Origin of the sequence: Halomonas sp. MCCC 1A11062, assembly GCF_021404355.1 — a bacterium.
Taxonomy (GTDB): Bacteria; Pseudomonadota; Gammaproteobacteria; order Pseudomonadales; family Halomonadaceae; genus Halomonas; species Halomonas aerodenitrificans.
The window spans coordinates 20,396-44,095 of record NZ_JABFTW010000012.1 but is presented as its reverse complement, the minus strand read 5'-3'; the positions used below and the strand labels follow the sequence as shown (position 1 = coordinate 44,095).

At 66.2% G+C, this 23,700-nt stretch carries 26 protein-coding genes; 15 read left to right on the top strand and 11 right to left on the bottom strand.

All coding sequences use genetic code 11. The features are described 5' to 3' along the window. Positions 1–17 precede the first annotated feature (17 nt). From HOP58_RS14075 to HOP58_RS14050, 6 genes are all read left to right on the top strand, one after another. Positions 18–860 carry a quinoprotein dehydrogenase-associated putative ABC transporter substrate-binding protein gene (locus HOP58_RS14075; RefSeq protein ID WP_234260643.1) on the top strand — a complete coding sequence of 281 codons (843 nt, stop codon included), beginning with the start codon at positions 18–20 and terminating at the stop codon, positions 858–860. Then, positions 857–1,534, top strand: a complete 678-nt coding sequence (locus HOP58_RS14070; protein WP_234260642.1) for a hypothetical protein — start codon at positions 857–859, stop codon at positions 1,532–1,534. Before HOP58_RS14075 ends, HOP58_RS14070 begins: the two co-directional genes overlap by 4 nt. 79 nt (positions 1,535–1,613) lie before the next feature. Continuing rightward, complete coding sequence (locus HOP58_RS14065) at positions 1,614–2,825, top strand: ABC transporter substrate-binding protein (protein ID WP_234260641.1); 1,212 nt, start codon at positions 1,614–1,616, stop codon at positions 2,823–2,825. Next, positions 2,813–3,805, top strand: coding sequence for a PQQ-dependent catabolism-associated beta-propeller protein (locus HOP58_RS14060; RefSeq protein ID WP_234260640.1), 993 nt, complete (start codon positions 2,813–2,815; stop codon positions 3,803–3,805). Before HOP58_RS14065 ends, HOP58_RS14060 begins: the two co-directional genes overlap by 13 nt. Beyond that, positions 3,802–4,572 carry an ABC transporter ATP-binding protein gene (locus tag HOP58_RS14055; RefSeq protein ID WP_234255002.1) on the top strand — a complete coding sequence of 257 codons (771 nt, stop codon included), beginning with the start codon at positions 3,802–3,804 and terminating at the stop codon, positions 4,570–4,572. The genes HOP58_RS14060 and HOP58_RS14055 overlap by 4 nt, the downstream gene beginning before the upstream one ends. Next, positions 4,563–5,369: an ABC transporter permease gene (locus tag HOP58_RS14050; RefSeq protein WP_346657467.1), complete on the top strand. Its 807-nt coding sequence runs from the start codon at positions 4,563–4,565 to the stop codon at positions 5,367–5,369. Before HOP58_RS14055 ends, HOP58_RS14050 begins: the two co-directional genes overlap by 10 nt. Before the next feature lie 17 nt (positions 5,370–5,386). Here HOP58_RS14050 and HOP58_RS14045 read toward each other — a convergent pair whose 3' ends face one another. The 6 genes from HOP58_RS14045 to HOP58_RS14020 form a co-directional block, all read right to left on the bottom strand. Next, the gene (locus HOP58_RS14045; RefSeq protein ID WP_234255000.1) at positions 5,387–5,839 is read right to left on the bottom strand and encodes a c-type cytochrome; all 453 of its coding nucleotides are present in this window, start codon (positions 5,837–5,839) and stop codon (positions 5,387–5,389) included. After that, positions 5,839–6,201 carry a hypothetical protein gene (locus HOP58_RS14040; RefSeq protein WP_234254998.1) on the bottom strand — a complete coding sequence of 121 codons (363 nt, stop codon included), beginning with the start codon at positions 6,199–6,201 and terminating at the stop codon, positions 5,839–5,841. Before HOP58_RS14040 ends, HOP58_RS14045 begins: the two co-directional genes overlap by 1 nt. 269 nt (positions 6,202–6,470) lie before the next feature. After that, entirely contained in the window at positions 6,471–6,878 is a 408-nt protein-coding gene (locus HOP58_RS14035) for a hypothetical protein (RefSeq protein WP_234260696.1), read from the bottom strand. A gap of 86 nt (positions 6,879–6,964) precedes the next feature. Then, the gene (locus tag HOP58_RS14030) at positions 6,965–7,276 is read right to left on the bottom strand and encodes an AzlD domain-containing protein (protein ID WP_234254996.1); all 312 of its coding nucleotides are present in this window, start codon (positions 7,274–7,276) and stop codon (positions 6,965–6,967) included. Further along, entirely contained in the window at positions 7,273–7,992 is a 720-nt protein-coding gene (locus HOP58_RS14025) for an AzlC family ABC transporter permease (protein WP_234260639.1), read from the bottom strand. Before HOP58_RS14025 ends, HOP58_RS14030 begins: the two co-directional genes overlap by 4 nt. Next, complete coding sequence (locus tag HOP58_RS14020) at positions 7,989–8,984, bottom strand: LLM class flavin-dependent oxidoreductase (protein ID WP_234254992.1); 996 nt, start codon at positions 8,982–8,984, stop codon at positions 7,989–7,991. Before HOP58_RS14020 ends, HOP58_RS14025 begins: the two co-directional genes overlap by 4 nt. Positions 8,985–9,154: 170 nt before the next feature. On the opposite strand from HOP58_RS14020, the gene HOP58_RS14015 reads away from it, so the two are divergent. From HOP58_RS14015 to HOP58_RS13995, 5 genes are all read left to right on the top strand, one after another. Beyond that, entirely contained in the window at positions 9,155–10,789 is a 1,635-nt protein-coding gene (locus tag HOP58_RS14015; RefSeq protein ID WP_010627651.1) for a BCCT family transporter, read from the top strand. Positions 10,790–10,865: 76 nt separating this feature from the next. Continuing rightward, the gene (locus HOP58_RS14010) at positions 10,866–11,042 is read left to right on the top strand and encodes a hypothetical protein (RefSeq protein WP_162832593.1); all 177 of its coding nucleotides are present in this window, start codon (positions 10,866–10,868) and stop codon (positions 11,040–11,042) included. Positions 11,043–11,054: 12 nt separating this feature from the next. Next, complete coding sequence (locus tag HOP58_RS14005) at positions 11,055–11,753, top strand: extensin family protein (RefSeq protein WP_234260638.1); 699 nt, start codon at positions 11,055–11,057, stop codon at positions 11,751–11,753. Between the two features lie 72 nt (positions 11,754–11,825). Next, positions 11,826–12,773 carry a cobyrinic acid a,c-diamide synthase gene (locus HOP58_RS14000; RefSeq protein WP_234254988.1) on the top strand — a complete coding sequence of 316 codons (948 nt, stop codon included), beginning with the start codon at positions 11,826–11,828 and terminating at the stop codon, positions 12,771–12,773. A 78-nt stretch (positions 12,774–12,851) separates the two neighbouring features. Beyond that, the gene (locus tag HOP58_RS13995; protein ID WP_234260637.1) at positions 12,852–14,081 is read left to right on the top strand and encodes a toxic anion resistance protein; all 1,230 of its coding nucleotides are present in this window, start codon (positions 12,852–12,854) and stop codon (positions 14,079–14,081) included. Here the strand turns inward: HOP58_RS13995 and HOP58_RS13990 are convergent. The 4 genes from HOP58_RS13990 to HOP58_RS13975 form a co-directional block, all read right to left on the bottom strand. Next, positions 14,078–14,431 (bottom strand): hypothetical protein, encoded by a 354-nt coding sequence (locus HOP58_RS13990; RefSeq protein ID WP_010627657.1) that lies wholly within the window; start codon positions 14,429–14,431, stop codon positions 14,078–14,080. The two genes, HOP58_RS13995 and HOP58_RS13990, sit on opposite strands and share 4 nt — an antisense overlap. Positions 14,432–14,501: 70 nt before the next feature. Then, positions 14,502–15,773, bottom strand: a complete 1,272-nt coding sequence (locus HOP58_RS13985) for a diguanylate cyclase (RefSeq protein ID WP_234254986.1) — start codon at positions 15,771–15,773, stop codon at positions 14,502–14,504. Then, positions 15,773–17,131: a transporter substrate-binding domain-containing protein gene (locus HOP58_RS13980; RefSeq protein ID WP_234260636.1), complete on the bottom strand. Its 1,359-nt coding sequence runs from the start codon at positions 17,129–17,131 to the stop codon at positions 15,773–15,775. The genes HOP58_RS13985 and HOP58_RS13980 overlap by 1 nt, the downstream gene beginning before the upstream one ends. A gap of 229 nt (positions 17,132–17,360) precedes the next feature. Then, positions 17,361–18,497, bottom strand: a complete 1,137-nt coding sequence (locus tag HOP58_RS13975; protein ID WP_234260635.1) for a PQQ-dependent sugar dehydrogenase — start codon at positions 18,495–18,497, stop codon at positions 17,361–17,363. 120 nt (positions 18,498–18,617) lie between these two features. Between HOP58_RS13975 and HOP58_RS13970 the strand changes: the two genes are divergently transcribed. Together HOP58_RS13970 and HOP58_RS13965 are read left to right on the top strand one after the other, a co-directional pair. Next, positions 18,618–20,006 (top strand): MFS transporter, encoded by a 1,389-nt coding sequence (locus tag HOP58_RS13970; protein ID WP_234254982.1) that lies wholly within the window; start codon positions 18,618–18,620, stop codon positions 20,004–20,006. Next, positions 20,003–20,752, top strand: a complete 750-nt coding sequence (locus HOP58_RS13965) for a sulfite exporter TauE/SafE family protein (protein ID WP_234260634.1) — start codon at positions 20,003–20,005, stop codon at positions 20,750–20,752. Before HOP58_RS13970 ends, HOP58_RS13965 begins: the two co-directional genes overlap by 4 nt. A gap of 20 nt (positions 20,753–20,772) precedes the next feature. Here HOP58_RS13965 and HOP58_RS13960 read toward each other — a convergent pair whose 3' ends face one another. Further along, positions 20,773–22,005, bottom strand: coding sequence for a homoserine O-acetyltransferase (locus HOP58_RS13960; RefSeq protein ID WP_234260633.1), 1,233 nt, complete (start codon positions 22,003–22,005; stop codon positions 20,773–20,775). Positions 22,006–22,171: 166 nt separating this feature from the next. Between HOP58_RS13960 and HOP58_RS13955 the strand changes: the two genes are divergently transcribed. Next, positions 22,172–22,699 (top strand): TIGR02281 family clan AA aspartic protease, encoded by a 528-nt coding sequence (locus HOP58_RS13955; protein ID WP_010627665.1) that lies wholly within the window; start codon positions 22,172–22,174, stop codon positions 22,697–22,699. 7 nt (positions 22,700–22,706) lie between these two features. Further along, positions 22,707–23,699 carry a YihY/virulence factor BrkB family protein gene (locus HOP58_RS13950; protein WP_010627666.1) on the top strand — a complete coding sequence of 331 codons (993 nt, stop codon included), beginning with the start codon at positions 22,707–22,709 and terminating at the stop codon, positions 23,697–23,699. Position 23,700: the final 1 nt, after the last annotated feature.

Genomic DNA, 23,700 nt, shown 5'->3' with positions numbered 1-23,700 from the left:
CCTGAAGCGGAGGATGCATGAGAGCAGCCTGTCGTAGCATGTTGCAGGTATTGGCCGTGGCTCTGGGGCTGACCGCCGTCGCGGCAGCCGTCGCCAATCCCCCCGAACGCCAGGAGCGCGAGGCCCTGCGGGTCTGCGCCGACGGCAACAATCTGCCCTTCAGCAACCAGGCCGGCGAAGGGTTCGAGAACCGTATCGCCGAGCTGATGGCCGAGGATCTCGGCGTGCCGCTGACCTACGTCTGGGCGCCCCAGGTCATGGGCTTCGTGCGCAACACCCTGGAGCTGCGCGTGTGCGACGTGATGATCGGCGTCGTGGCGGGCTATGACTTCGTGCAGAACACCAACCCCTACTACCGTTCGGTCTATGCGCTGGTAGTACGTGAAGACTCCGAGCTCGACGCCGCCCGACTGAGCGATCCGGTCTTTGCCGGGCGTCGCATCGGCGTGGTGGCCGAGACCCCGCCGCTGGTGCCGCTGCGGCGAACCGGCGCGCGCATCCAAGGTTATCCGCTGATGGTCGACACCCGCGTGCGCGCCCCGGTGCGCGATGCCATTGCCGATGTCGCCGAGGGCGTGACCGAGGGAGCGGTGCTGTGGGGGCCGCTGGCCGGCTACTACGCGGCGCGCCAGGACCCGCCGCTCAAGGTCGTGCCGCTGATCGACGACGACTCAGATGCCACCCTCGACTACCGCATCACCATGGGCGTGCGCCGCGGCGAGCCCCACTGGAAGGACTGGATCAACGACTTCATCGAGCGCCGCCAGGGGGAGATCGACGCCATCCTGCGCGAGTATGACGTGCCGCTGCTCGACCGCCGCGGCCGGCTGCTGGATACGGATGAAGGAGATGGGGCATGAGCCGTGTACGACCATTCGCCCCCCTGCTGCTGGGAGTCGGCTTCACGCTGGCGCTGTTCGCGGCGACCGAGACCGAGGCCCAGCGCGCTGCGGCGGGACCACCCGACTGGCCCTGCGTGCAGCGGCTCATCCCCGAGCTGGCCTGGGGCACCATCTGGACCGGGCCCTCGCCGGAGGAGCTGGAACAGGCCTGGTGGGAGGACGAAGAGGTCGGCCGGGTGGCGCGCTTCGCCACCTCGCGTTCGACGCCGGAGGAACAGGCCCAGGCGCGTGTGCGCGAGTTCGTCGAGTCCCTGCCCGAGGAGAAGGACGAGGAGAAGGGCGAGGAGCAGGCCGACGAAGAGGTCGAGCGGCGCCTGACCCTGCTGTTCGCCGGGCTGTTCGAGCTCACCAACCGTGAGCGGCGGCGCACCATCGACGGCATTCGTAGCGCTTCCCGTGCCCAACTGGCGCGCCTGGAAACCATCTCGGGCATGGTCGATGAGCTCGAGGAGCGGCGCGCCGACGAGAGCGCCGACGCCGCGGAGGTCGAGCGGCTTTCCGAGTCGCTGTTCTGGGAGCAGCGCACCTTCCAGCAGCGCCAGCAGGCGCTGCCGGCCATGTGCGAGCAGCCCTACCTGCTGGAAGAGAAACTCTCGCGTATGGTGCGCACGATCATGGCGCGAATGCCATGAGGCAGTGGAGTAAATAAGCAGGAGCAAAAAAGACAACACTAACGACAACAGCGGCAGCGCGGCTGCCTGAGGAGTCCTTATGGGTACGCTACCGCGAGCCTTTCGCTGGCTGGCGCTGGGGGGGCTGACACTGGGCCTGGGGTGGACACCCCTGGCATCGGCCGATACGCCGGCAACCATCGTCGTGGGGTATCTGGGCATGGAGCGCCCCGACGACCAGGAGCCGCTCTCGGTGCTCGATCCGGTGATCGACGACGAAGGGCTGCAGGGCGCTCGCCTGGGCATCAACGACAACAACGCCACGGCTCAGTTTCTGGGCCAGGAGTTCGTCTTTCACGAGGCGGTGGTGGCTCAGGGTGATGACGTCGGCGAGGCGCTGGAGAGCCTGATCGAACAGGGCGTCGAGTGGATCGTCAGCGGTTTGCCCGCAGCGGCGCTCGGCGAGGTGATGGCGCACCCCGCCCGCGGTGATCGGGTGGTGTTCAATGCCTGGGCGCCGGACGACGAGCTGCGCGGCGAAGCGTGCCACCCGGAGCTCTATCACACCACCCCGAGCCGGCGCATGCTGGCCGACGCCCTGGCCCAGTTCCTCGGCTTCAAGCAGTGGGACCGCTGGGCGCTGGTCTACGGCAACACCGACGAGGATCGCATCCTGGCCGACGTGCTGCGCGCCTCGGCCGCGCGCTACGGCCATCGCGTCGTGGGCGACAGGATGTGGCCCCACGACCCCATGGCACGCCGCGCCGAGGGTGGGTTCCACGCCATTCAGCGCGAGATCCCGGTATTTCTGCAGGACCTGCCCGAGCACGACGTCCTGGTGATCGCCGACGAGACCGACTACTTCGGCGAATACTTCCCCTTCCAGACCTGGGCGCCGCGCCCGGTAGTGGGCACCCAGGGGCTGATGGCGACTCCGTGGCACCGGGCCCACGAATCCTGGGGCGCGGTGCAGCTGCAGCGGCGCTTCGAGAAGCTCGCCGACCGCTGGATGACGCCGCGGGACTTCGGCGCCTGGTTGGCGCTGCGCTCGCTGGGCGAGGCGGCGGCTCGCACCGGCTCCGTCGAGCGCGAAGCCGTGCTCGACTACATGCTCAGCGAGGAGTTCGAACTCGCCGGCTACCTGGGTTTCCCGGTCAGCTATCGCACCTGGAACCACCAGCTGCGCCAGCCCATCCTGATCACCGGGCCGCGCATGGTGGCCTCGGTGTCGCCGCAGGAGGGTTATCTGCATCCACGCACGCCGCTCGATGCACTCGGCGCCGACGAGGGAGAATCCCAATGCCGCTTCTGAACCGCATGATCTCGCCAAGCCTGTTCGGGCTGGTGCTGGGGGCCTTGGCGCTGCTGCCCGTCAGCGCTCAGGCGGAGCGCATCTTCGTCTCCAACGAGAAGGACAACACTATCTCGGTCATCGACGGGGCGAGCCTCGAGGTGGTGGAAACCATCAGCGTGGGGCGACGGCCGCGCTCGATGGCATTCAGCAGCGACGGCAGCGAGCTGTTCGTGGCGGTGGGTGACGACGAGGCCATCGACATGATCGACCTGGAGACGCTGCAGGTGGTGCGCAGCCAGGCTTCGGGGGACGACCCGGAGGTGATCCGCGTCGACCCCAATCGGCCCTACATCTACGTCTCCAACGAGGACGACAACATCGTCTCGGTGCTCGACTACGAGCGGCGCACACTGGTCACCGAGATCCCGGTGGGGGTCGAGCCGGAAGGGCTCGGCATCAGCCCCGACGGGCGCTGGCTGGTCTCCACCACCGAAACCTCCAACATGGCCCACATCATCGACACCGAGACCATGGAAGCGGTGTATCACCGCCTGGTGGGCGCTCGCCCGCGCCACGCCGAGTTCACCCATGACGGCCGTGAGGCCTGGGTCTCGGCGGAGATCGCCGGCACCGTGTCGATCCTCGACATGGAAGAGACCTTCGACGTCAAGCACGTGATCCGCTTCGACGTGCCCGGGGTACCGCGTGAGACCGTGCAGGCGGTTGGTGTGGCGCTGACCTCCGACGGCCGCTACGGCTTCGTCGCCCTGGGCCCCTCCAATCGGGTAGCGGTGGTCGACCAGCAGACCTACGAGGTGCTCGACTACATCCTGGTCGGCCAGCGGGTCTGGCACCTGGCGCTCAACGGCGACGAGAGCCGGCTCTACACCACCAACGGGGTCAGCGGCGACGTCACCATGATCGAGGTGGACAGCCTGCGGGCGGTCAAGTCGATCCCGGTGGGCCGCTTCCCCTGGGGCGTGATCGTCGAGCCGTGAGCGAGACGCACGATGCGACCGAAGCTCAGCTCGCGCTGGAGGTACGCGAGCTGAGCTTCACCTATAGCGGCAGGCCGGCGCTGGACGACGTTTCCCTGGCCGTGAGAGCCGGGGAGTTCGTCGTGCTGCTCGGCCCCAACGGCGCCGGTAAGACCACGCTGTTCTCGCTGATCACCCGTTTGCACGACCGTCGCCGCGGCGAGATTCGCATCGGCGGCTTCGACGTGCGCCGTCAGGCGGTACAGGCCCACGCCCGCATCGGTGCGGTGTTTCAGCAGCCGACCCTGGATCTCGATCTCAGCGTGATGCAGAACCTGGCCTACCATGGCGCCCTGCACGGCATGTCGCGGGGCGAGGCGAAGTCGCGCGCGCTGGCTCAGCTCGAACGGGTGGGGCTGGCCGACCAGCGCCGCACGCGGGTACGCCGCCTCTCCGGCGGCCAGCGGCGGCGGGTGGAGATCGCCCGGGGCCTGATGCACGAGCCACGCCTGCTGCTGCTCGACGAGCCCACCGTGGGGCTCGATATCGCTTCGCGCCGCGATCTGGTCGCGCATGCCCATCGGCTGTGCGCCGAAGCGGGAGTGGCGGTGCTGTGGGCCACGCACCTGATCGATGAAGTGCGACGCGGCGATCGGGTCGCGGTGCTGCACCGCGGGCGGCTGCTGGCCGACGAGCAGGGCGAGGCGCTCACTGCCCGGCTCGGCGTCGAGACCCTGGGTGAAGCCTTCGATCGATTGGTGGGAGACGAGGAGGCCGCATGCGAGTGATGCCCTGGCTGCACTGTCTGCGCGGCGTGGTGGGCCGCGAGCTGCTGCGCTTCCTGCATCAGCGCAGCCGCTTTCTCGCCGCGCTGGTGCGTCCACTGGTGTGGCTGTTCGTCTTTGCCGCCGGCTTTCGCATGGCGCTGGGGGTGGCCATGACCGAGCCCTACCAGACCTACATTCTCTACGAGGTTTACATCGTGCCGGGGCTGGTGGGCATGATTCAGCTGTTCAACGGCATGCAGAGCTCGCTCTCCATGGTCTACGACCGCGAGATGGGCAGCATGCGGGTACTGCTGGTCAGCCCCTTCCCGCGCTGGTACCTGCTGGTGTGCAAGTTGCTGGCCAGCACTCTGGTGTCGGTGGTGCAGGTCTACGTCTTCCTGGCCATCGCCTGGGCCTATAGCATCCAGGCGCCGGCGATGGGCTATCTCTACCTGCTGCCGGCGCTGCTGGTCACCGGCTTCATGGTCGGTGCGCTGGGGCTATTGCTCTCTTCCTTCATCCGCCAGTTGGAGAACTTCGCCGGAGTGATGAATTTCGTCATCTTCCCGATGTTCTTTCTCTCCTCGGCGCTCTATCCGCTGTGGCGCATCCGCGAGGGCAGCTATCTGGTCTATCAGATCGCCGCGCTCAATCCCTTCACCCATGCCGTGGAGATGATCCGCTTCGCCATGTACGAGCGCTTCAATACCGAGGCGGTGCTGATCAGCGTGGCGGTGGCGGCGGTGCTGCTGGTGCTGGCGATCCTTGGCTATAACCCATCCCGCGGCATGATGGCTCGCAAGGGAAACGCGGGATAAATGTCTGCGCGTGCGAATCACTGCGTTGCGCGGTGCTGGTGCGTCGAGTCAGGGATGGCATGGCTCTCCTGGTCCTGGCTTTCCAGGCTGCGGTACTCCAGGTAATCGATGATGCGCTGGCGGGTGCGCGGGTCGAGCTCCCACAGCACCATGCGATTGCCGGGCAGGAAGGTGGCGGGACCGGCCAGGAAGGCGTCGAGAGTGTCGCGATCCCATACCAGCTCGGCTCGTTCTAGCGCCGGAGAGTAGTCGAATTCCGCGATGCTGCCTGCGGGGCGGCCGAACACCTCATGCAGACTGGGGCCGGCCAGATGGCGGCCGGGCTCGATGCTGTGGCAGCCGACGCACTGGGCGCGGAACAGCCGCTCGCCCTCGGCGTGTTCGTCAGCCAGGGCCGCCGGCGGAGCGAGCAGCAAGGTGGCGAGAGCCAGGCCGGTGGTGCAGCGGCTGCCGCAGCGGAGGCGGGGCATCAGAAGCAGCGCAGGTTGGCGTCGGCCTGAGCCTGGTGCAGGGCCTGCACCTGATCCTGCATGCCGCGCTCTGTGCGGAACAGCACGCCGAGTTCGCCGCGCTGGTCCTGCATGCCCAGCACCGTCTCGACCTGCTCGTAGGTTTCGTAGGGCAGATGCTCGGCGATCACGTCGATGCTGCAGGAGCACTTCTGCATGGTCAGATAGCTGTTGCCGTTGGCCGCCATACAGGCCAGCACGTAATCGACGCGCGCTTCGGTAGGGTAGTCGTTGGCCAGGCCTGGCGTGGCAAGCGGGAGCAGCAGGCCGACAAGCATCCACGGGCGTAGCAGGCCTGTCGCCGTCTTCCGAAGTCGAGGCATTGTTGTTGTCCTCCGGATGGTAATGGCGCTTTGAGTCGTCGCAGCGTATGGCTTCAAGGTATGGCAGTCAGCGCTGTTTTTCCACCGCGAGCAAGGGCCTATCGCGCCCATGAAGAAAGCCTATGAGCTGTTGCCGGGGTGGCATCGGTAATCTTCCCAGGTCGGCCGAGGCCGATTGTCTGCAATCCCTGCATGACATTTTCAGCCCGTCTCTCGGCGGGCTTTTTTCTGCACGCGAGTTTCATGTGCAAGGAGAGCCGAGTGGCAGATCAGCTCTTGTGCTTGTCGTCGCGCACCTCGTAATCCCCTTCCAGCAACTCGGGCTCGCTACCGCGATAGTGGGCTTCGCCAGAGTAGGTCTCCTGAGTATGAGTCTCGCGGTGGGTTTCGCGATAGTGGTAGCCGCCGCCGGCATCCTTGGCCTGCTCGGCGCGCAGCTGTTCGAGGCGCTTCTTCATGCGGTAGCGCACGATCGGCAGCATGGCCCAGCCGAGCAGCAGGAAGAACAGGCCGAGCACGGTGCCGACGATCAGCAGCATGCCGAACAGCAGCCAGGTCAGGATCAACTTGAGCCCGCTTAAGGGGCCACGGTGCGGCTGGTTGGCCCGGGTGCGCCACTGCTGGGCGGCCTGCCAGGCGGCGTTGCGGCGTAGATCGTTGGGATCGAACATGATCATCTCCGGGCGGTGGGGTTCCGCCTCTCGGGTGTGGTCGGTATCTCTTGGAGACCGCGACACGACAAACGTTCCAGGGCCCCAGGCTATCACAGCCATAGCCGCCACAGAGCGGCAGTGACGATACCGGCAGCGATTGCTGCCAGCGCCTTTTGCGTAGCCAGCATCACGCCGAGCGTGGCAAGCAGCGCCAGGCGGGCGCCCCAGTCGCCCTGTACCGCCATGGGTGTGATCACTGCCACCAGCACCGAGCCGGCCATGGCGTTGATGAAGCGCTCCACTCTGGGTCCGATGGGCACCCGCGACATCACGAACACGCCGCCGGCACGGGTCAGGTAGGTGACCAGCGCCATGATCAGGATGGCGGCCAACGCCCCCATGGTCGTGGCTGGCAGGCTCATGCGGTGGCCTCCTGGGGCGGCCTGGCGGGCACCATCAGGCCGACCAGCCCGCCGGCCAGAGCCCCAACGATCACGTGGGAGTGCGGCGGCAGCCAGACCATGGCGGCCAAGGCAGCCAGGGCGGCGGCGCCCCAGGGTGCGAGCATGGAGAGGTCGCGACGCCCGCCCAGCAGCATGGCCAGGAGGAAGCAGCCCATGATCACGTCGAGACCGAAGCGCTCGGGCTCCTCGATGCCGCTACCGAAGATCACGCCGAGCAGCGTGCCCGCCAGCCAGGTCAGCCACAGGGCGATGCCGCCGCCCACCAGCATGCCGACGTTGGTCTCGCCGCGCTGACGGTCGGCCACCGCCATGGCCCAGTTGGAGTCGCTCATCACTACCAGGCTGCCGTAGCGCTGTGCCGGTGGCAGGTGGGCCAGCCAGGGCTGGATGGCGGCTCCCATCAGCAGATGCCGGGCATTGATGGCGAAGGTGGTGGCGATCAGCGGCAGCAGCGGGATCTCCGGCCCCCACAACTCCAGGGCGGCGAACTGCGAGGCGCCGGCGAACACCAGTGCGCTCATCAGCATGGCTTCGAATCCCGACAGCCCGCGCGCCAGGGCAGCCACGCCGAAGGCCAGGCCGAAGATCACCACGAACAGCGACAGCGGCGCCATGCGCCGGATGCCGACGAGGACGCCGGCGAGATCGAGTTGGGCGCCGGGACGGTCGTTCATGCCCGCCACACCTCGGCGACGATCTCGTAGCTGCGCAGCCGGTCCGCGCTGGCGTAGGTATCGGTATTGAGCATCAGCTCGTCGGCGCCGGTCAGTTCGAGGAAGCGCTCGAGGCCCGCCCGCACGGTTTCGGGCCCGCCAATCACCGCCGCGCCCAGGAACTGCTCGACCTGAACCCGCTCCATGGGCGTCCAGTCGAGGGTTTCGACCGGCGGCAGCGCGCGGGTGCGCTTACCCCGCACCATGCCGAGGAACTTCTGGCGGGCGGTGGAGGCGAGGAACTCGGCGCGCTCGTCGCTCTCGGCAGCGATCACCGGCAGCCCCACCATGGCGTAGGGCCGTTCGAGCAGGGCCGAGGGGCGGAAGTTGTCGCGGTAGAGGCGCAGGGCCTCGTGCAGGTAGCCAGGGGCGAACTGGGCGGCGAAGGCGAACGGCAGCCCCTCGCGAGCGGCGAGCTGGGCACTGTAGCCGCTGGAGCCGAGCAGCCACAGCGGCACTCGGGTGCCCTGGCCGGGTACGGCACGCACGCGCTGCTCGGGGCGCTCGTCATCGAGGAAGGCCTGCAGCTCGGCGAGCAGCTCGGGGAAGTTCTCGGCCCCGGCGTACGGGTCGCGGCGCAGTGCCGCCATTGTGGCGGCGTCGGAGCCCGGCGCGCGGCCCAGGCCCAGGTCGATGCGCCCCGGGTAGAGGGTCTCGAGGGTACCGAACTGCTCGGCGATCACCAGCGGCGCATGATTGGGCAGCATGATGCCGCCGCTGCCTACGCGGATGCGTGAGGTGGCTCCGGCGATATGACCGATCAGCACCGCGGTGGCGGCACTGGCGATGCCGTCCAGACTATGATGCTCGGCCAGCCAGTAGCGGGTGAAGCCGAGCTGCTCGGTCAACTGGGCCAAGGCCACGCTTTCGGCGAAGCTGTCGGCGATGGTGCCGCCCTGGCGAATGGGCGCCAGGTCGAGCACGGACAGAGGCGTCCGGGAGAGTCGTGACATGAGAGCACTCGAAAAAAATGTTTAGCCTGCTTGGTTTCCTAGAATCCTCTTCTCCGCGCCCCGATGCAATGCCCAAACGCCGGAAGCAAGGCAGACCGATGGCGGATTGTGTGCCGCTGCGGTCAGGCTGCTAGCATGAAAAGCCCCAAGGACGAATAAGGGAATTCTGTATGGCCAACCATGGAGGGCAGCGGGTCTTCATCGTCTCGGCCCTGATCATCCTGGCGCTGGTGGCCGCCGGCGCCAGCTTTCCGGCGGCCTTCGGCAATGCCGCCGACGCCGCCCTCGCCGGGGTCACCCGGCTGTTCGGCTGGTTCTATCTCATCTCGGTGTTCGGCTTCGTCCTCTTCCTGCTGACGCTGGCCTTCAGCAAGTACGGCAAGATTCGCCTGGGGCCGCAGGACAGTACGCCGAGTTTCAGTTTCTTCTCCTGGGTCAGCATGCTGCTGGCGGCGGGTTTCGGCGTGGGTCTGGTGTTCTACGGCATGGCCGAGCCGATGCTTCACTACGTCGAGCCGCCCTACGGCGACGTGCCGGCCGAAACCACCGAGGCGGCGCGCTATGCCATCCAATACAGCTACTTCAACTGGGGCGTGCACCAGTGGGCCGCTTTCTCGGTGGTCGGCCTGATCATCGCCTACTTCCAGTTCCGCAAGGGGCAGGCCGGGCTGGTCTCGTCGGTGCTGTCGTCGATTTCGGCGAAGTATCCCCGGGTACGACCCTATGCGCCGACCCTGGACGTGTTCGCGGTGGTGGCCACAGTGATGGGGGTGGCCACTTCGCTGGGCCTGGGCGTGCTGCAGCTCAACGGCGGCTTCAACGCCGTATTCGGTCTGCCCGAGAGCGTGCTGTGGCAGTTCGTCATTTTGTTCGTGATGTTCCTGGCTTACATGGCCTCGACCTGGTCGGGGCTGGACAAGGGCATTCGGCGGCTCTCCAACCTCAACATGATCCTGTGCATCGGGCTGATGCTCTATGTGCTGATCACCGGGCCCACGGTGATGATCCTGGAGACCATCACCCTCGGCATCGGCGACTACCTGCAGAACTTCATCGGCATGAGCCTGCGTATCTCGCCCTTCACCGACAACACCTGGGCGGCCAACTGGACGGTCTTCTACTGGGCCTGGGTGATCGCCTGGTCGCCCTTCGTTGGCACCTTCGTCGCCCGGGTCTCGCGCGGCCGCACGATCAAGGAGTACGTGTTCGGCGTACTGATCGTGCCGCCACTGCTGGCCTGCCTGTGGATCGGCGTGTTCGGCGGCGCCGCGCTGCACATGGAGCTGGCCGGCGACGCCGGTCTGGCGGCGGCCACCGAGGCCAACATCACCGTGGCGCTGTTCGAGATGTTCGAGCGCATGCCGTACAGCGGCGTGCTGTCGATGATCGCCATGCTGCTGATCTTCATCTTCCTGGTCACCTCGGCCGACTCGGCGTCCTACATCGTGGCCCAGATGACCGACAACGGCTCGATCAATCCACCGCTGTTCAAGCGGGTGCTCTGGGGCGTGCTGATCGCCGCCATCTGCCTGACGCTGATTGCCGCCGGTGGGTTGAGCGGGCTGCAGTCCGCCGCGGTGCTCTCGGCGCTGCCGTTCACTTTCATCCTCTACGGCATGATCGTGGTGCTGATCCGCGAGCTGCGCGCCGACCGCCAGGCCATGCTGACCCAGCTCTACCGCCGTCACGGCGAGACGCCGGTGGGTGCCGACGCCTTCGAGGCCGAGGCGCTGGGCGAGCAGGAGCGCCTGCGGCGGGCGCCCAACGTGGTCAATCGGCGCATTCACCGGCGCGAGGGCGGCTAGATGGTTGACAGCGGCGGTAGCCAGGCGTGGTGACAGGTCGTAAGCTTGAGAAAGAATCGGGTATCGGATGCCTACCATGTCTCTCATCGGCTCACGCCAACGTTCGCTACAGCGCGGCGCCACCCGGCGCCGTCAGCCGCGTCGCCGCTCTCCGGGCGGCTTCGACCGCTGGCTCGACCGCGCGGTGGACGTCGCCGTGATCACGGCTCTGGCGGTGGGGGGCGTGGCGCTGCTCTTGCATCTGCTTCTCTAACCTCGAGGTGAGATGCGTTTCCTGCTTGTCCTGATCGTGCTGATTGCCTTGGCTGCGGCTGCCTGGTGGCAGTTCGAGGAGCGTATTCCTCGCCACTGGCACCCTTGGGCGCCGCTGCACGTCGACGATCCCCTGACCCCGGTGACGAAGTGGAAGCTGCATCGCCTGGCCGAGGATCGCGAAGGCTGTCTGGCGGCGCTGGCAACGGCGCCCGAGGGCGCGCTGCGCATGACGCCGCTCGACGATCACGAGCCGGTGAGCGGCTGTCCGCTGGAAAACGTGGTTCGCGTCCACGGCAGCGAGGTCGAGTTCAACGCCAGCTTCGTGGCGCGCTGCCCGCTGGCTCTGGCCTGGGTCATGTACGAGCGCCAGCGCCTGCAGCCTGCCGCCGAAGCCCACTTCGATGCACGGGTGGTGCGCGTCGAACATTTCGGCAGTTTTGCCTGTCGTAACATCTACGGTCGCGAGGGCGGGCGCCTCAGCGAGCATGCCACCGCGGAGGCGCTCGACGTGGCGGCTTTCCACCTGGCCGATGGGCGACGTATCACGCTGCTCGACCACTGGGGCGACGAGGATGCGCAGGGAGACTTCCTGCGCGATGCGCGTGACGGCGCCTGCGACCTGTTCGGTAACGTGCTGGGGCCGGAGTACAATCGCGCCCATGCCGATCATTTCCACTTCGGCATGCGTGGCTTCCGCCTGTGCCGCTGAAGCCGTCAGGCTCGCACCGCGTCGCCGGCCCCCGTACACTCAGAAGCATCTACCCGCTGGCGCACGAGGCTTATGCTGGGATTTCTGCAGGGATTCGCTTACGGGCTGTTCGTCACCTGCCTGCCGTGGTGTCTGGTCGGGCTGGCCAACCCGCGGCTGGCGCTGCCCACCGATAACCCCAATCGTTTCCAGGTGCTGTTTCGCTACTGCCTGCTGGTGCCCTTCATCAGCATGGTGCTGTGGCTGACCTCGCTGTGGGGCGGCTTCGGCCCCAGCCTGGGCGGCTGGCTTGCCGGTCTGGTGGCGGTGGCAGTGGCGCTGCCCGTGGAGCGAGGTTGGCGCCGCTGGCGCAGTCGGCGACATCAGCGGCGCTTGCAGGAGCGGCTCGCGGCCGAGGCCGAGCGCCAACGAGCCGACCGTGAGCGTGCGGCACGGGAAGCGGGGGTGGCCGAACTCGACCCGGCCCGACCGCCGGTGGGGGCCGATGAGCTGACCCTGGCGCTGTGCCGGGCCAAGCAGCAGCTCCTCGATGTCAAGCGTGGCGATCTGGCCAGCCAGGTCGACCGTTTCTACACCCGCTATACCCATGTGATGGAGCTGCTCTCCGCCCGCTTCGACAAGAGCGAACTGGCATTCGAGCGCTCACGCGGTCTGATCACCGAGGTCTGCCTCGGGGCGGTGGACACCTTTACCTCCATGGCGGCCCAGGCGCGGGGGGTGATGGGCCTGGATGACGCATACGTGCGGCGCCGCCTGACCCAGGAGGGCAGCCAGCTCTCCGTCGAAGAACGCATCGCGCTCAAGCGCCGCCTGGAGCTGATCGAGGAGACCGACCGGCGCCTGCGGCGCCTGGTGGCGCGCAACGAGTCGGCGCTGACCCTGCTCGACGATACCGCGGTGGCCCTGGCGCGGGTAGAGACCGGGCGTCCCCAGGCATCACTTGCCACCGACCGGGCGCTGGAAGAGCTGCGCCGCTTCATCGAGGGCGCGGAGCGCTACAGCCGCAGCGAACGTCGTTGAAAGCCTGGTCAGCCTGCTCGCGCAGCGTCAGGATCGGAATTGCTATGGTAGGGGAAAGGCCTGAATGGGGAAGTACTCATGAAGCAGTCGTCCGAACGCGGCTCGCCGCTCTCGCTGCCGCCGGTGGAGGAGATCGCCAGCGAACTCGAGGAGGTGGCACCCGAGCCGAAGGATAGCGAGGAGATCGTCATCGACGACCCCGAGCTGGAGCAACTGGCGAATGCCTTCGTCGACGACGTGCTGTCCAGCGAAGGCGCCGAGTTCGATCGCCAGCGTCGCGCGGTGGACGAGATGGGCCTCGAGCTGCAGCAGCAGGCGGCACATCACAGCGAGATGCTGCAGGCGCCGCTGCGCAAGCTGGCACATCAGGGCGACGAGGGCGGCCCGGTGGCCAAGGCATTGATCGACCTGCGCGGCCACATGCAGGAACTCGACCCGCACCAGCACCGCCTGGCTGCGGGGCCGTTCGACCGGCTGCTGACGCGCATTCCGGGCGCCGGTAGCCGTATTCAACGCTACTTCCGCAAGTTCGAAAATGCCCAGCAGGCGCTGGACGCCATCATCGCCGACCTGGAAGGCGGTCGCGACATGCTGCGCCGTGACAACATCACCCTCAGCGACGACCAGGAGAGCCTGCGCCAGCTGCTCGGTCGGCTACAGCGCCAGATCGACCTGGGCCGCCTGATCGACCGGCGGCTGATACAAGCCCTGGAGCGGCTGGGCGACGAGCACCCTCAGCGAACCTTCATCGAGGAGGAGCTGCTCTTCCCGCTGCGCCAGCGCATCGTCGACCTCCAGCAGCAGCAGGCGGTCAGCCAGCAGGGCGTGCTGGCGCTGGAAGTGATCATCCGCAACAACCGCGAACTGATTCGCGGCGTCGACCGGGCGATTCACGTTACCGTGTCGGCGCTGACGGTGGCGGTAGCGGTGGCGCTGGCGCTGGCCAATCAGCGCCTGGTGCTGGATCGGGTGGAATCGCTCAATACCACGACCTCGGAGATGATCGCCGGGACGGCCAAGGCGCTGCGTCAGCAGGGGGTGGAGATCCAGACCCGTGCCGCCTCGGCCCAACTCGACATGCAGGCGCTGGAGCAGGCCTTCGATGACGTGCTGGGTGCCATCGACGACCTGTCGCGCTATCGCCAGGAAGCGTTACCTCAGCTTGATGCCCAGATCGACCGCCTGGCGCAGCTGACGCGCCGGGGCGGGGAGTCGATCGACAGGCTGCAGCGTGGCAACGACGTCCACTCCCAGGATGCGGAAGGGAAGCAGCTGCCACCCAAGGACAAGGGCGGGAGAGAAGGCTAAGGAGAACCGCCCGGCGATCGGGTGCCTGAGCTATCGTCATCCGCTTCGTTGACGTCCTTGGGCGGCGGCTCGTGGCGCTGAGCGTCTCTCAGCGCCTTGCGTAGCAGCTCCCAGGCGTCGTCGAACCCCTGCTGCAGCGAATCCCAGGCCGCCTCGCCGGCGTACTGCAACTCCTCGAGGCGGCGCTGGGTTTCGTCACGGCGCCGCTTGAGGCGTTCGATGTCGTCCTGATAACGGTGCTGCGCCTCGTCGCTGGCCTTGCGTGCGCGGGCGATAAGGGCCTCGATTTCGGCGTTCCATTCGTCCAGTTGGGCCTTCATCTGCTCGATGAACTCGTCGCGTCTGCTCATATGCTTGCTCCGCCTCCGGCTGGGTCTACTCTATCGATTCCTTGCTGCCGGGCCGGTTCCCCGGCGCTGCTCAAGTCTGGACGGCGACCCGGTCACGTCCCTGGCGCTTGGCGCGATAGAGCTGGTGGTCGGCCTCGGCCAGCAGCGCCTCGAAGCCGGCAACGTCGTCCTGTGCTGGGTTGCTGCTGGCCACGCCGAGGCTGGCGGTGACCCGGCCCGCTTCGGTGGCGTGGGCATGGGGGATGTCGAGCGCGCGGATCTCATTCTGGATGCGTTCGGCGACCCGTTGGGCGCCTGCCAGGTCGGTCTCCGGCAGTACGCAGACGAACTCCTCGCCGCCATAGCGTGCGACCAGGTCGGAAGGGCGATGGATCACGCGGGTGAGCGCCTGGGCGACGGCTCGCAGGGTGTCGTCGCCGGCCACGTGGCCGTAATGATCGTTGAACTCCTTGAAATGATCGATATCGATGAAGATTACCGAGATGTCATGATTGGCGCGCTGGGCGCGCTGCCACTCCTGATTGAGGAAGGCGTCGAAGTGGCGGCGGTTGGCAATGCCGGTCAGGCCATCCATGGTAGAGATCTGCTGCAGCTGGTCGCGCTGGTCGAGTCCGTGTTGAAAGGCCTGCAGCAGCCGGTCGACGCTCTCCACCAGATGTCCCAGCTCATCGTTGCCATGTACCCCCATGACCGGCTTGGACCAGCGTCCGGGTTGGCTTGGATCGGTCTCGGTGATCGCTGCGTGCACCTTGAGCAGGGGGCGGGTGACGAACCAGTGGAAGACCAGTGCCAGCAGCGCCGCAATGGCCAGGGCCTTGGCCACGCCGAGAGCGAAGATCAACTGGCTACGATCGGTGAAGTCGCGGGTCAGGCTGTCGAGAGAGAGCGTCAACTCCAGCTCGCCTATCGACTTGGGCGCCGTGTCGGAGCCGATCTGATAGACCAGCGGTTTGCGGTAGTGGAGGATATCGGCGAACAGGGCCTGAACCACCCAACTGGAGGTATCGGTGTCGTCGTGCTGACGTGTGGCCATGACACGACCGAAATCGTCGCTGATGGTCACGCTGGCAATCCGTCCGCCGCTGAGCAGGCCTTCGGCCACCTGTGTCGCCAGTTCAGGATTGAGCTGGAAGGCGGCTTCGGCGGCAGTGCCGCGTACCAGATCGATTCGGTACTGCGTTTCGAGAACGATTTCGTGACGCATCGCACGGGCGTCGAGCGCCAGCTCGACGATGCCGGCAATGATGCTGAGCAGCAGTGCAATGGCCAGAGTGAGGCCGGCCTGCTTGGCGGTCAGGCTGCGTCTACCGGCCCGGCGATCCATGCCAGGAACGTATTTCACTAGGGAACCTCCGCTTCGGCATGAATGCGGTCGATGGCGGCCTGCAGCCGCGAGACGAACTGATCGGGAACCGAAGGGTGACAGGCAAGATAGAGATCGACCTCGTTGAAGGTGAACAGAGGGCGCAGTAACAGGTCGGCTTCGGCGGCAAGGTATTCGGCTGCCTGTGCCCCGGTGACCCAGACGTCGATCAGTCCGGCCTGCAGACGAGTGACGTTCTCGCGCTCGGCGCTGGTGACGACGATGGGAATGCCTTGGCTGGCGACATATTGGCCCACTGCGTCCTCGCGAAAGCTGCCGACACGTAGCTCGGACAGGTCCGTCAGCGTGTCGGCTGCGATGTGGGTGTTCTCCAGGGCGAAGGCGGTCCACGTACTGGAAGTCAGCGGCCCGATCCAGGTGAACAGGGATTCGCGCTCTGGAGTACGGGTCGTCGAGTAGACGCAGTGGCGCTCGCGCAGTTGGGCCTCGGTATAGGCGCGAGCCCAGGGCAGCAGGCGGAAGTCGGCCTCGAGTTCGGCGGCGTTCAAGGCCGTGCGCAGCAGCTCGGTGGAGGAGCCGATGATCTTGCCCTGCTCGTCCAGGTAGTTGTAGGGGGGATACTCCTCGGTATTGAAGGCGATGGTGCCGCCGAGGATTTCACTCAGCACGCCGCCTTCGCGCAAGTTGTTCAGCGCCGCCTGCATCTTTGCCACCAGCTCCGGATCCGTGTCCGGGTTCAGGGCGTAGTAGAGGTCGGATTCGCTGATGGTCAGGGCCGGGGTGTAGTCAGTGGTCGGCAGGCCTTCTTCGTTCATCAGCCAGAAGGCGACGTCCTCACCATAGGCCCACAGATCGACCCGGCCCCGCTCGAGCATGCGCAGGGCACTGGCGCCGGATATCGCTGCATGGATCTGGGTTTCCGGCACCCCGGCTTCCTGCAGGCGCTGGGCGCCGATGTCTTCGCGGATCACCGCAATACGGTAATCGCCGGCGATCACGTCCTCGATATCGTTCAACTGAATGCCGCTGTCGCGGCGAGCGATCAGGGTCACCCTGTCAGTGGCAATCGGCCCCACCCACTGGAACAGCTCCTCGCGCTGCTCGGTGCGGGTGGTGGAGAACAGCACCGTGCCCGGCTCGGAAAGGGCCGTGTCGTAGCCGCGGGCCCAGGGATAGAAGAGCACGTCCTCGCGGGTCATGGCGGTACCGGTCTCGGCGAAAATCCGTTCGAGCAGCTCGATGGAAATCCCTTCGAGCCGATCCCCCTGTCGATAATTGTAGGGCGGGTATTCCTCGGTGATGAAGGTCAGCTCCTCCAGGGCAACTGCTGCCGAAAGCGGCAGCAGGGCCAGCATCATCGTCAACCTTTTTCTCATGCGCTAACACCCCGCCCTGCCAGCTTGTTCTTTTGATTACCGTCTGGTGACGAAAGTCATGCTGTCTTGCGTCGACGTCCAGCAAGGGAGCTGACGCTAATGCCACCGGACAAAGCTGCTTAACCCAAGTTAACAGTGATAATGCCCGCCGGTGCGTGAGAAAGGAAGGACTCCACTCCACGCAAGAAAAGCCGGCCCGAAGCCGGGCCGGCGAAACGTAGCGTGAGTGTTACTGCTCGGGTTCGAGCCGATAGAGCGTACCGTTGTCGTCACCGATGAGTGCATACAGATAGCCCTCGGGGCCCTGGCGGATGTCACGCACCGGACCCAGCGGCTCCTCGAGCAGTTCTTCCATCTCTGTCACTTCATCGCCGTTCACTTCGAAGCGATAGATCTGACCGCTCTCCAGTCCGCCCACCAGCAGGTTGCCCTGCCACTGCGGGTAGCGCTCGCTGTCGACGACTGCCAGGCCCGCAGGAGAGACGTCCGAGGAGAAGCGATACACGGGCTCGATGACCTCCTCGTCGGTGAACAGCTCACCGCTGGTGATGTCGTCGAGCAGGTCCGCGCCGGCGGCTTCCTCGCTGTCGTCGTCCTCCGGCCAGCCATGGTTCTCGCCGCTGCGGATGAGCATGAGCTCGTCATGACCGTTGCCACGAGCTTCCACGGCCCAGACGTCGCCACGATCGCGGTCCACGGCCAGCCCCAGCACGTGGCGATGGCCCCAGGAGTAGATCTCGGGCAGGTAGCCCACTTCCTCGAAGCGTGGATTGTCCTCGGGCGCCAGGCCCTGAGGGTTGAGCCGCAGGATCGAGCCGGCGTGATCGTTGGTGTCCTGGGCACGTTCGGGCGAGTCGCGATCGCCGACCGACATCAGCAGGGTGCCGTCGTCCATCCAGGCCAGGCGTGAGCCGCCATGGGGGCCGGGTTCGGAGCGGCGGTTCTGCTCGAACAGCTCTTCCACTTCGGTCAGTTGGTTCCCTGCCAGGCGCCCGCGGGCCAGCGCCGTGGCGGTGGAGTCGGCATCGCCGCTGGCATAGGTGAAATAGATCCAGCCGGTATCGGAGTAATCGGGCGAGGCGGCAATATCCAGCAGCCCGCCCTGGTCGTCGCTCGGAACGCCGGGCAAGTCGTCGATCGTCTGGCGTTCGTCGTTGTAGAAGGTCTGAATCCGTCCGGTGCGTTCGCTGACCAGATAGAGGCCGCCAGGCAAGATAGCAACACCCCAGGGGCGCTCCAGGTCTTCGGCTACCGCCGTCAGTCTCAGCGTCTGATGTTCTGTCTCCAGCGTTGCTTCGTCGGCGCCGGACGCCGTGGCTACCACGGCCAGCGCCAGTAGAGGGGTACCGCTCCAGCGTCCTTTCATGATTCACCTCCGGTCCATGTGTGACCCTCAGTGTAGCGAAAGCCGTTCCAGCGTCATTTCTGCTGCGAATTGCTGGTAGGCTAGCGCTTCGGGAAGGCCCCGCAGTCAGAGGAGAGTGGGATGAGCGTGATACCGGCGGTCGGCAGTGCTGGCGCCAGGCAGCGGGCATCGAAAAAGGAGATCCTGGGCTGGGCGATGTTCGACTTCGCCAACCAGGCCTATACGCTGCTGATCATCACCGTGGTGTTCGGCGAGCTGTTCACTACCGTCATCGTCGGGGATCGCGGCGACGGCTTTCGCCTGGCCAATCTGCTGTGGAGTCTGGCGCTGGCGACGAGCTATCTGCTGGTGGTGATCACCGCACCGCTGTGCGGCGCGGTGATGGACTACCGGGCGGCCAAGAAGCGTTTTCTGTTCATCAGCTACATCGTCACCGTGTTCGCCACGGCGTTGCTCTATTTCGTAGCCCCTGGCTACGTCATGCTGGGCGTACTGCTGATCGTGGTGTCCAACTACGCCTATTCGATGGGCGAGTCGTTCATTGCCGCCTTTCTGCCCGACCTCGGCCCGCCACAGGATCTGGGCAAGATCTCCGGCTTCGGCTGGGCGCTGGGCTACGTCGGAGGTCTGTTCGCGGCAGGCTTCACCCTGGTGGCGCTGGGTGAGGCAAGCGCCGATAACTTCGAGCGTATACGCTGGGTCGGGCCCTTTGCCGCGGCGTTCTTCCTCATTACCGCCATCCCCACCTTTCTGTGGGTGAAGGAGCGCGGCACGCCGCAGCCGCACCGCAAGAGCTATCGCGAAATCGCCTGGGAACGGGTCTCCACCACGCTGCACGAGCTACGGCACTTTCGCGATCTGGGCATCTTCCTGGTGTCGCTGCTGTTTTCCATGGCCGGGGTCTACATCATCATCGCCTTCGCCTTCATCTACGGCGCCCAGGTGATCGGCTGGGACGAGGCGGTGCGCAACATCATGTTCATCATCGTGCAGATCACGGCGGCCGCCGGGGCGCTGGGCTTCGGCTTCATCCAGGATCGCATCGGCACCAAGTTCACCTACCAACTGACCCTGCTGCTGTGGGTGGCGGCGATTCTGGCCATCTGGGCCACGCCGGAGGTCACCGCCTTCCTCAATGCCGCTTTCGGCCTCGACTGGGAGGCCCAGCACCTGTTCCTGTTCGTCGGCTGCCTGGCGGGGCTCTCGCTGGGCTCCAGCCAATCGGCCAGCCGCGCCCTGGTGGGGCTGTTCTCGCCGACGCGCAAGGCCGCGGAGTTCTTCGGCTTCTGGGGGCTGGCCAACAAGCTGGCCGGCGTCTTCGGCATCATCGCACTCGGACTGCTGCAGTCGGTGGTGGGGCTGCAGGCGTCGATTCTGCTGTGTGCGGCGCTGTTCATCGTGGCCATGCTGATCTGCCTGGCGGTCAACCAGGCCCGCGGGGAGCAGGCGGCGGCCGCGTGGGAGGCGCGCAACGGAACCGCTGTAACCGACAGGGAAGCGACCACATGACCCTCGACCCCGTACTGCTGGCGCTGGTTACGTTCACCTTCGTCGTGGCCGGTTTGGTCAAGGGGGTGATCGGGATGGGCATGCCCACGGTGTCGCTGGCGCTGCTCGCGGCCACGGTGGGACTGCCGTCGGCCATGGCGCTGCTGCTGGCCCCCACCATCATCACCAACGTCTGGCAGGCGCTGGTGGGGGGCTACCTGAAGCAGATCGTGTGGCGCCTGTGGCCCTTCCTGCTGGCTTCGGTGGTCACCGTGTGGCTGGGTGTGGCCATTCTGGCCCGGGTCGACGTACGTTGGCTTTCCGGACTGCTCGGGGTGCTGATCGCCTTCTACGCCCTGGCCGGCCTGTTCAACCTCGGCCTGGGCAAGCTGGTCAGCCGCGGCCGGCATGCCGCACCGGTCAACGGGGCGCTGACTGGCCTGCTCACCGGCATGACCGGCTCCTCGGTGTTTCCCGGCGTGGCCTATCTGCAGTCTCTCGGCCTGCCGCGTGACATGCTGATCCAGGCCATGGGAGTGCTGTTCGTGGTCACCACCATGGCGCTGGGACTCTCCATGGGCGGACAGCGTCTGCTCAGCGTGGAGCTGGGCCTGCTCTCGCTGGGGGCGGTGGTGCCGGCTCTGGTGGGCATGCAGCTTGGCCAGCGGCTGCGCCAACGGCTCTCGGAAACCACCTTCCGGCGCATCTTCCTTAGCGGCCTGCTGGCCATGGGGGGCTATCTGCTGATGCGGTCGCTACTCGGCTAGGCGGGTAGCGACCGCGTGCTTCACTCGGCCAGGAAGGCGCGGATGCGTTCGCCGGCCTGATCGATGCCGAGTACGCCGTCCAGGTGGCCACGCTTGCCTTCAAGGGTCATCAGCTCCACTTCAGCTCCACCGGTTTCGATAAGCTCGGCGGTCTTGCGTACGCCTTCCGGGGCGAAGACCAGGTCGTTCTCGCTGTAGAGGATCAAGGTGGGCGCCTCTATCCGGGCGAGCCCCTCTTCCAGGCTTTCGCCGTGGCCGGCGATGAACGCCTGGTTGGCCTTGACCAGATAGAGCAGGTGGTTGGCATCGGCCAGTTCGGCACGGGCGGCGGCGATGTCGTCGAGGGTCTGCTCGATGGCGTAGCGCGCGTCGAGCTCACGGACCGGGTCGGCGTCCTCGTCGGCCCAGCTGCGGTCGAAGGTCTCGTTGGCCCACAGCCAGTGGTTGGCGTTCAGCGTCACCAGCTTGAGCGCTTCGCGCAGCCCGTCCAGCGGTGGCTCGCCGTCGTAGTAGTCGCCTTCGTTCCAGTTGGCGTCCAGGCGAATGGGGGCAGCCCAGGCGCTCAGGGTCGCCAGCAGCCAGGGGTCGGCAACGCCGCCGCCGATCACCGGGACCAGCCGCTCGACCCGCTCGGGATAGGCGCTGGCCCACTCGTAGGCCTGCAGCGCTCCCATGGAAGGCCCCATCACGGCATGCAGCCGTTCGATGCCCTGGCTCTCGAGCAGGGCCTTCTGTACCTCGACGAAGTCGCGAATGGTGACCAGCGGGAAGTCGGTGCCCCAAGGTTCGCCGGTCTCGGGGTTGGGAGTAGCCGGTCCGGTGGTGGTGACGTTGGGGTCGTGGGCGTTGAGGTTGACCAGGGTGTCCGAGGCGATGATGTAGTACTCGTCGGTATCCAGTGGTTTACCGGGGCCGATGATGGCATCCCAGTAGCCGGGTGCCGCATCGTCTTCGGCGTAGCGGCCTGCGGCATGACTGGTGCCGGAGAAGAAGTGGGTGATCAGGATGACGTTGTCCTTCTCCTCGTTGAGGGTGCCATAAGCCTCCCAGCCGATGCGCACCGGTGCGATGGTGTCGCCGCCGACGGTGGTGTATTCGTCCATCTCGAAGACTTGCTTTTCCACCATTCCGTCCCATGCCGCCAGCGGCATGCTGGCCAGCAGGGCCGTGATCATGGCAGCACCGATCAGCGCCGGGGCGAGGGGGGAATGGCGGCGAGCAATCATGGTCGAATGTTCGATGCGGTCGTGCATGTGGCTATCCTTGTCGTTATTGAATAGATGGACGTTATTGAATCGATGGACGTCATTGAAGCGAGAGTCGTCGAAGCGCAGCCAAGGGCGGCGCAGCGCCGTTCAGTACAGACAGCCAGACCCAAAGTGTCAAAGCGGGCGAAGCCTGCCAACCGGGAGAGAAGACATGAACCGACAGAACGGTTCTATCAGGCGCGCCGGCATGGGCATGATGCTGCTGTTCTGGGTATCGTTTATCGGCGTTGGCAGCTGGTGGTTCCACGGCTTTCTGGAGCAACAGCGCAATCCCAACGCGCACCTGGTCAATGCCGTGACCGGCTCCGACGAGCCGATCGTGCTGGAGCGAAGTCGCTCCGGTCACTTCGTCGCCACCGGACGTATCAACGGTGAGCCGATCGAGTTCCTGCTCGATACCGGTGCCACCTACGTGGCCGTACCTGCCGAGTTCGCCGAGCGGCTTGGCCTGCAGAGTGCCGGCTCGGCCTGGTTCAACACCGCCAACGGGCGTGTACGCGGCGATCTTACTCGGCTCGACGAGGTCAGCCTGGGTGGCTTCACTGCCACCAACGTCAATGGCTCCATCAGCCCCGGGCTCGAGGGCGAGGTGGCGCTGCTGGGGATGAGTTTCCTCAATCGTTTCGACATCGAGATTCGCGATGCCCGCATGATACTGCGCCCGGCGCAGCAGCCCTGAGGATGTCATGGCAAAGGAACTGAGAGGCCGCAAGGCCGGCAAGCCGAACCAGATACCCGCTCCGGGGTGGCTGGACGTGATCTGGCGGGTCAAGGAGCAACTGGCGGACGACCACGTCAACATGTTGGCAGCCGGCATCGCCTTCTATTCGTTGCTGTCGCTGTTCCCCGCCATGGCGGCGGTCATTTCGCTGTGGGCGCTGGCCTTCGATCCGGTGGAGCTGGCTGAGCAGATCGCTGAACTCGGCCGTTTCATGCCGCCCGGTGGGGCTCGCTTGATTACCGAACAGGCCGAGGAGGTCGGCGCCAATACCGACACTGGGCTCAGTCTGGCGGCGCTGTTCGGCCTGGCGGTGGCGATGTTCGTGGCATCCAAGGGGGTGCGCGGTCTGCTGGTTGGGCTCAACGTGGTGTATGGCGAGGAGGAGCGGCGCGGCTTCGTGCATCGCATGCTGGTGGTGGCCACGCTGACCATCGGGCTGATCGTGATCTCGCTCGGGGCGATCGGCGTCGTCGCGCTGTTTCCGCTGGTCGTCGGCTGGCTGGCCCTGGAGGGGCCCGTGGTCACCTTGATCAACTGGCTGCGCTGGCCGGTCCTGCTGCTGTTGATGATGTTCGTGATCGCGGTGCTGTACCGCTATGGCCCCTATCGCAGCTCGCCGCGCTGGGAGTGGGTCAGCGTGGGCACCTTGGTGGCCACGCTGCTGTGGCTGCTCGGCTCCGGCGGTTTGTCGCTCTACGTGAGTCAGTTCGCCAACATGGACGAGCTGTATGGCTCGCTCGGGGCGGTGGTGATCCTGATGCTATGGTTCTGGCTCTCCTCGTTCGTCGTATTGCTGGGCGCCGAGATCAACGCTGAAATGGAGCGTCAAACCAAGCGCGATACCACGGTTGGCGAACCCCGGCCCATGGGCGAGCGGGGCGCCTACGCCGCCGACACGCTGGGGCAGAAACGCCCCTGGCAGCGCAACAAACGACAGCAGGGAGAGCAGGGAAAATGAC

What these genes read in the sequence shown, in the direction of transcription:
- HOP58_RS14040 (WP_234254998.1), bottom strand. Translation starts at nt 6,201, where the DNA reads ATGCCTCGACTTCGGAAGACGGCGACAGGCCTGCTACGCCCGTGGATG.
- HOP58_RS14005 (WP_234260638.1), top strand. Translation starts at nt 11,055, where the DNA reads ATGCGTTTCCTGCTTGTCCTGATCGTGCTGATTGCCTTGGCTGCGGCT.
- HOP58_RS13990 (WP_010627657.1), bottom strand. Translation starts at nt 14,431, where the DNA reads ATGAGCAGACGCGACGAGTTCATCGAGCAGATGAAGGCCCAACTGGAC.
- HOP58_RS13960 (WP_234260633.1), bottom strand. Translation starts at nt 22,005, where the DNA reads ATGCACGACCGCATCGAACATTCGACCATGATTGCTCGCCGCCATTCC.
- HOP58_RS14000 (WP_234254988.1), top strand. Translation starts at nt 11,826, where the DNA reads ATGCTGGGATTTCTGCAGGGATTCGCTTACGGGCTGTTCGTCACCTGC.
- HOP58_RS14030 (WP_234254996.1), bottom strand. Translation starts at nt 7,276, where the DNA reads ATGAGCCTGCCAGCCACGACCATGGGGGCGTTGGCCGCCATCCTGATC.
- HOP58_RS14065 (WP_234260641.1), top strand. Translation starts at nt 1,614, where the DNA reads ATGGGTACGCTACCGCGAGCCTTTCGCTGGCTGGCGCTGGGGGGGCTG.
- HOP58_RS14045 (WP_234255000.1), bottom strand. Translation starts at nt 5,839, where the DNA reads ATGCCCCGCCTCCGCTGCGGCAGCCGCTGCACCACCGGCCTGGCTCTC.
- HOP58_RS13950 (WP_010627666.1), top strand. Translation starts at nt 22,707, where the DNA reads ATGGCAAAGGAACTGAGAGGCCGCAAGGCCGGCAAGCCGAACCAGATA.
- HOP58_RS13965 (WP_234260634.1), top strand. Translation starts at nt 20,003, where the DNA reads ATGACCCTCGACCCCGTACTGCTGGCGCTGGTTACGTTCACCTTCGTC.
- HOP58_RS13995 (WP_234260637.1), top strand. Translation starts at nt 12,852, where the DNA reads ATGAAGCAGTCGTCCGAACGCGGCTCGCCGCTCTCGCTGCCGCCGGTG.
- HOP58_RS14035 (WP_234260696.1), bottom strand. Translation starts at nt 6,878, where the DNA reads ATGATCATGTTCGATCCCAACGATCTACGCCGCAACGCCGCCTGGCAG.
- HOP58_RS14020 (WP_234254992.1), bottom strand. Translation starts at nt 8,984, where the DNA reads ATGTCACGACTCTCCCGGACGCCTCTGTCCGTGCTCGACCTGGCGCCC.
- HOP58_RS14050 (WP_346657467.1), top strand. Translation starts at nt 4,563, where the DNA reads ATGCGAGTGATGCCCTGGCTGCACTGTCTGCGCGGCGTGGTGGGCCGC.
- HOP58_RS14075 (WP_234260643.1), top strand. Translation starts at nt 18, where the DNA reads ATGAGAGCAGCCTGTCGTAGCATGTTGCAGGTATTGGCCGTGGCTCTG.
- HOP58_RS13955 (WP_010627665.1), top strand. Translation starts at nt 22,172, where the DNA reads ATGAACCGACAGAACGGTTCTATCAGGCGCGCCGGCATGGGCATGATG.
- HOP58_RS14010 (WP_162832593.1), top strand. Translation starts at nt 10,866, where the DNA reads ATGTCTCTCATCGGCTCACGCCAACGTTCGCTACAGCGCGGCGCCACC.
- HOP58_RS13980 (WP_234260636.1), bottom strand. Translation starts at nt 17,131, where the DNA reads ATGAGAAAAAGGTTGACGATGATGCTGGCCCTGCTGCCGCTTTCGGCA.
- HOP58_RS14015 (WP_010627651.1), top strand. Translation starts at nt 9,155, where the DNA reads ATGGCCAACCATGGAGGGCAGCGGGTCTTCATCGTCTCGGCCCTGATC.
- HOP58_RS14070 (WP_234260642.1), top strand. Translation starts at nt 857, where the DNA reads ATGAGCCGTGTACGACCATTCGCCCCCCTGCTGCTGGGAGTCGGCTTC.
- HOP58_RS13975 (WP_234260635.1), bottom strand. Translation starts at nt 18,497, where the DNA reads ATGAAAGGACGCTGGAGCGGTACCCCTCTACTGGCGCTGGCCGTGGTA.
- HOP58_RS14025 (WP_234260639.1), bottom strand. Translation starts at nt 7,992, where the DNA reads ATGAACGACCGTCCCGGCGCCCAACTCGATCTCGCCGGCGTCCTCGTC.
- HOP58_RS13970 (WP_234254982.1), top strand. Translation starts at nt 18,618, where the DNA reads ATGAGCGTGATACCGGCGGTCGGCAGTGCTGGCGCCAGGCAGCGGGCA.
- HOP58_RS14060 (WP_234260640.1), top strand. Translation starts at nt 2,813, where the DNA reads ATGCCGCTTCTGAACCGCATGATCTCGCCAAGCCTGTTCGGGCTGGTG.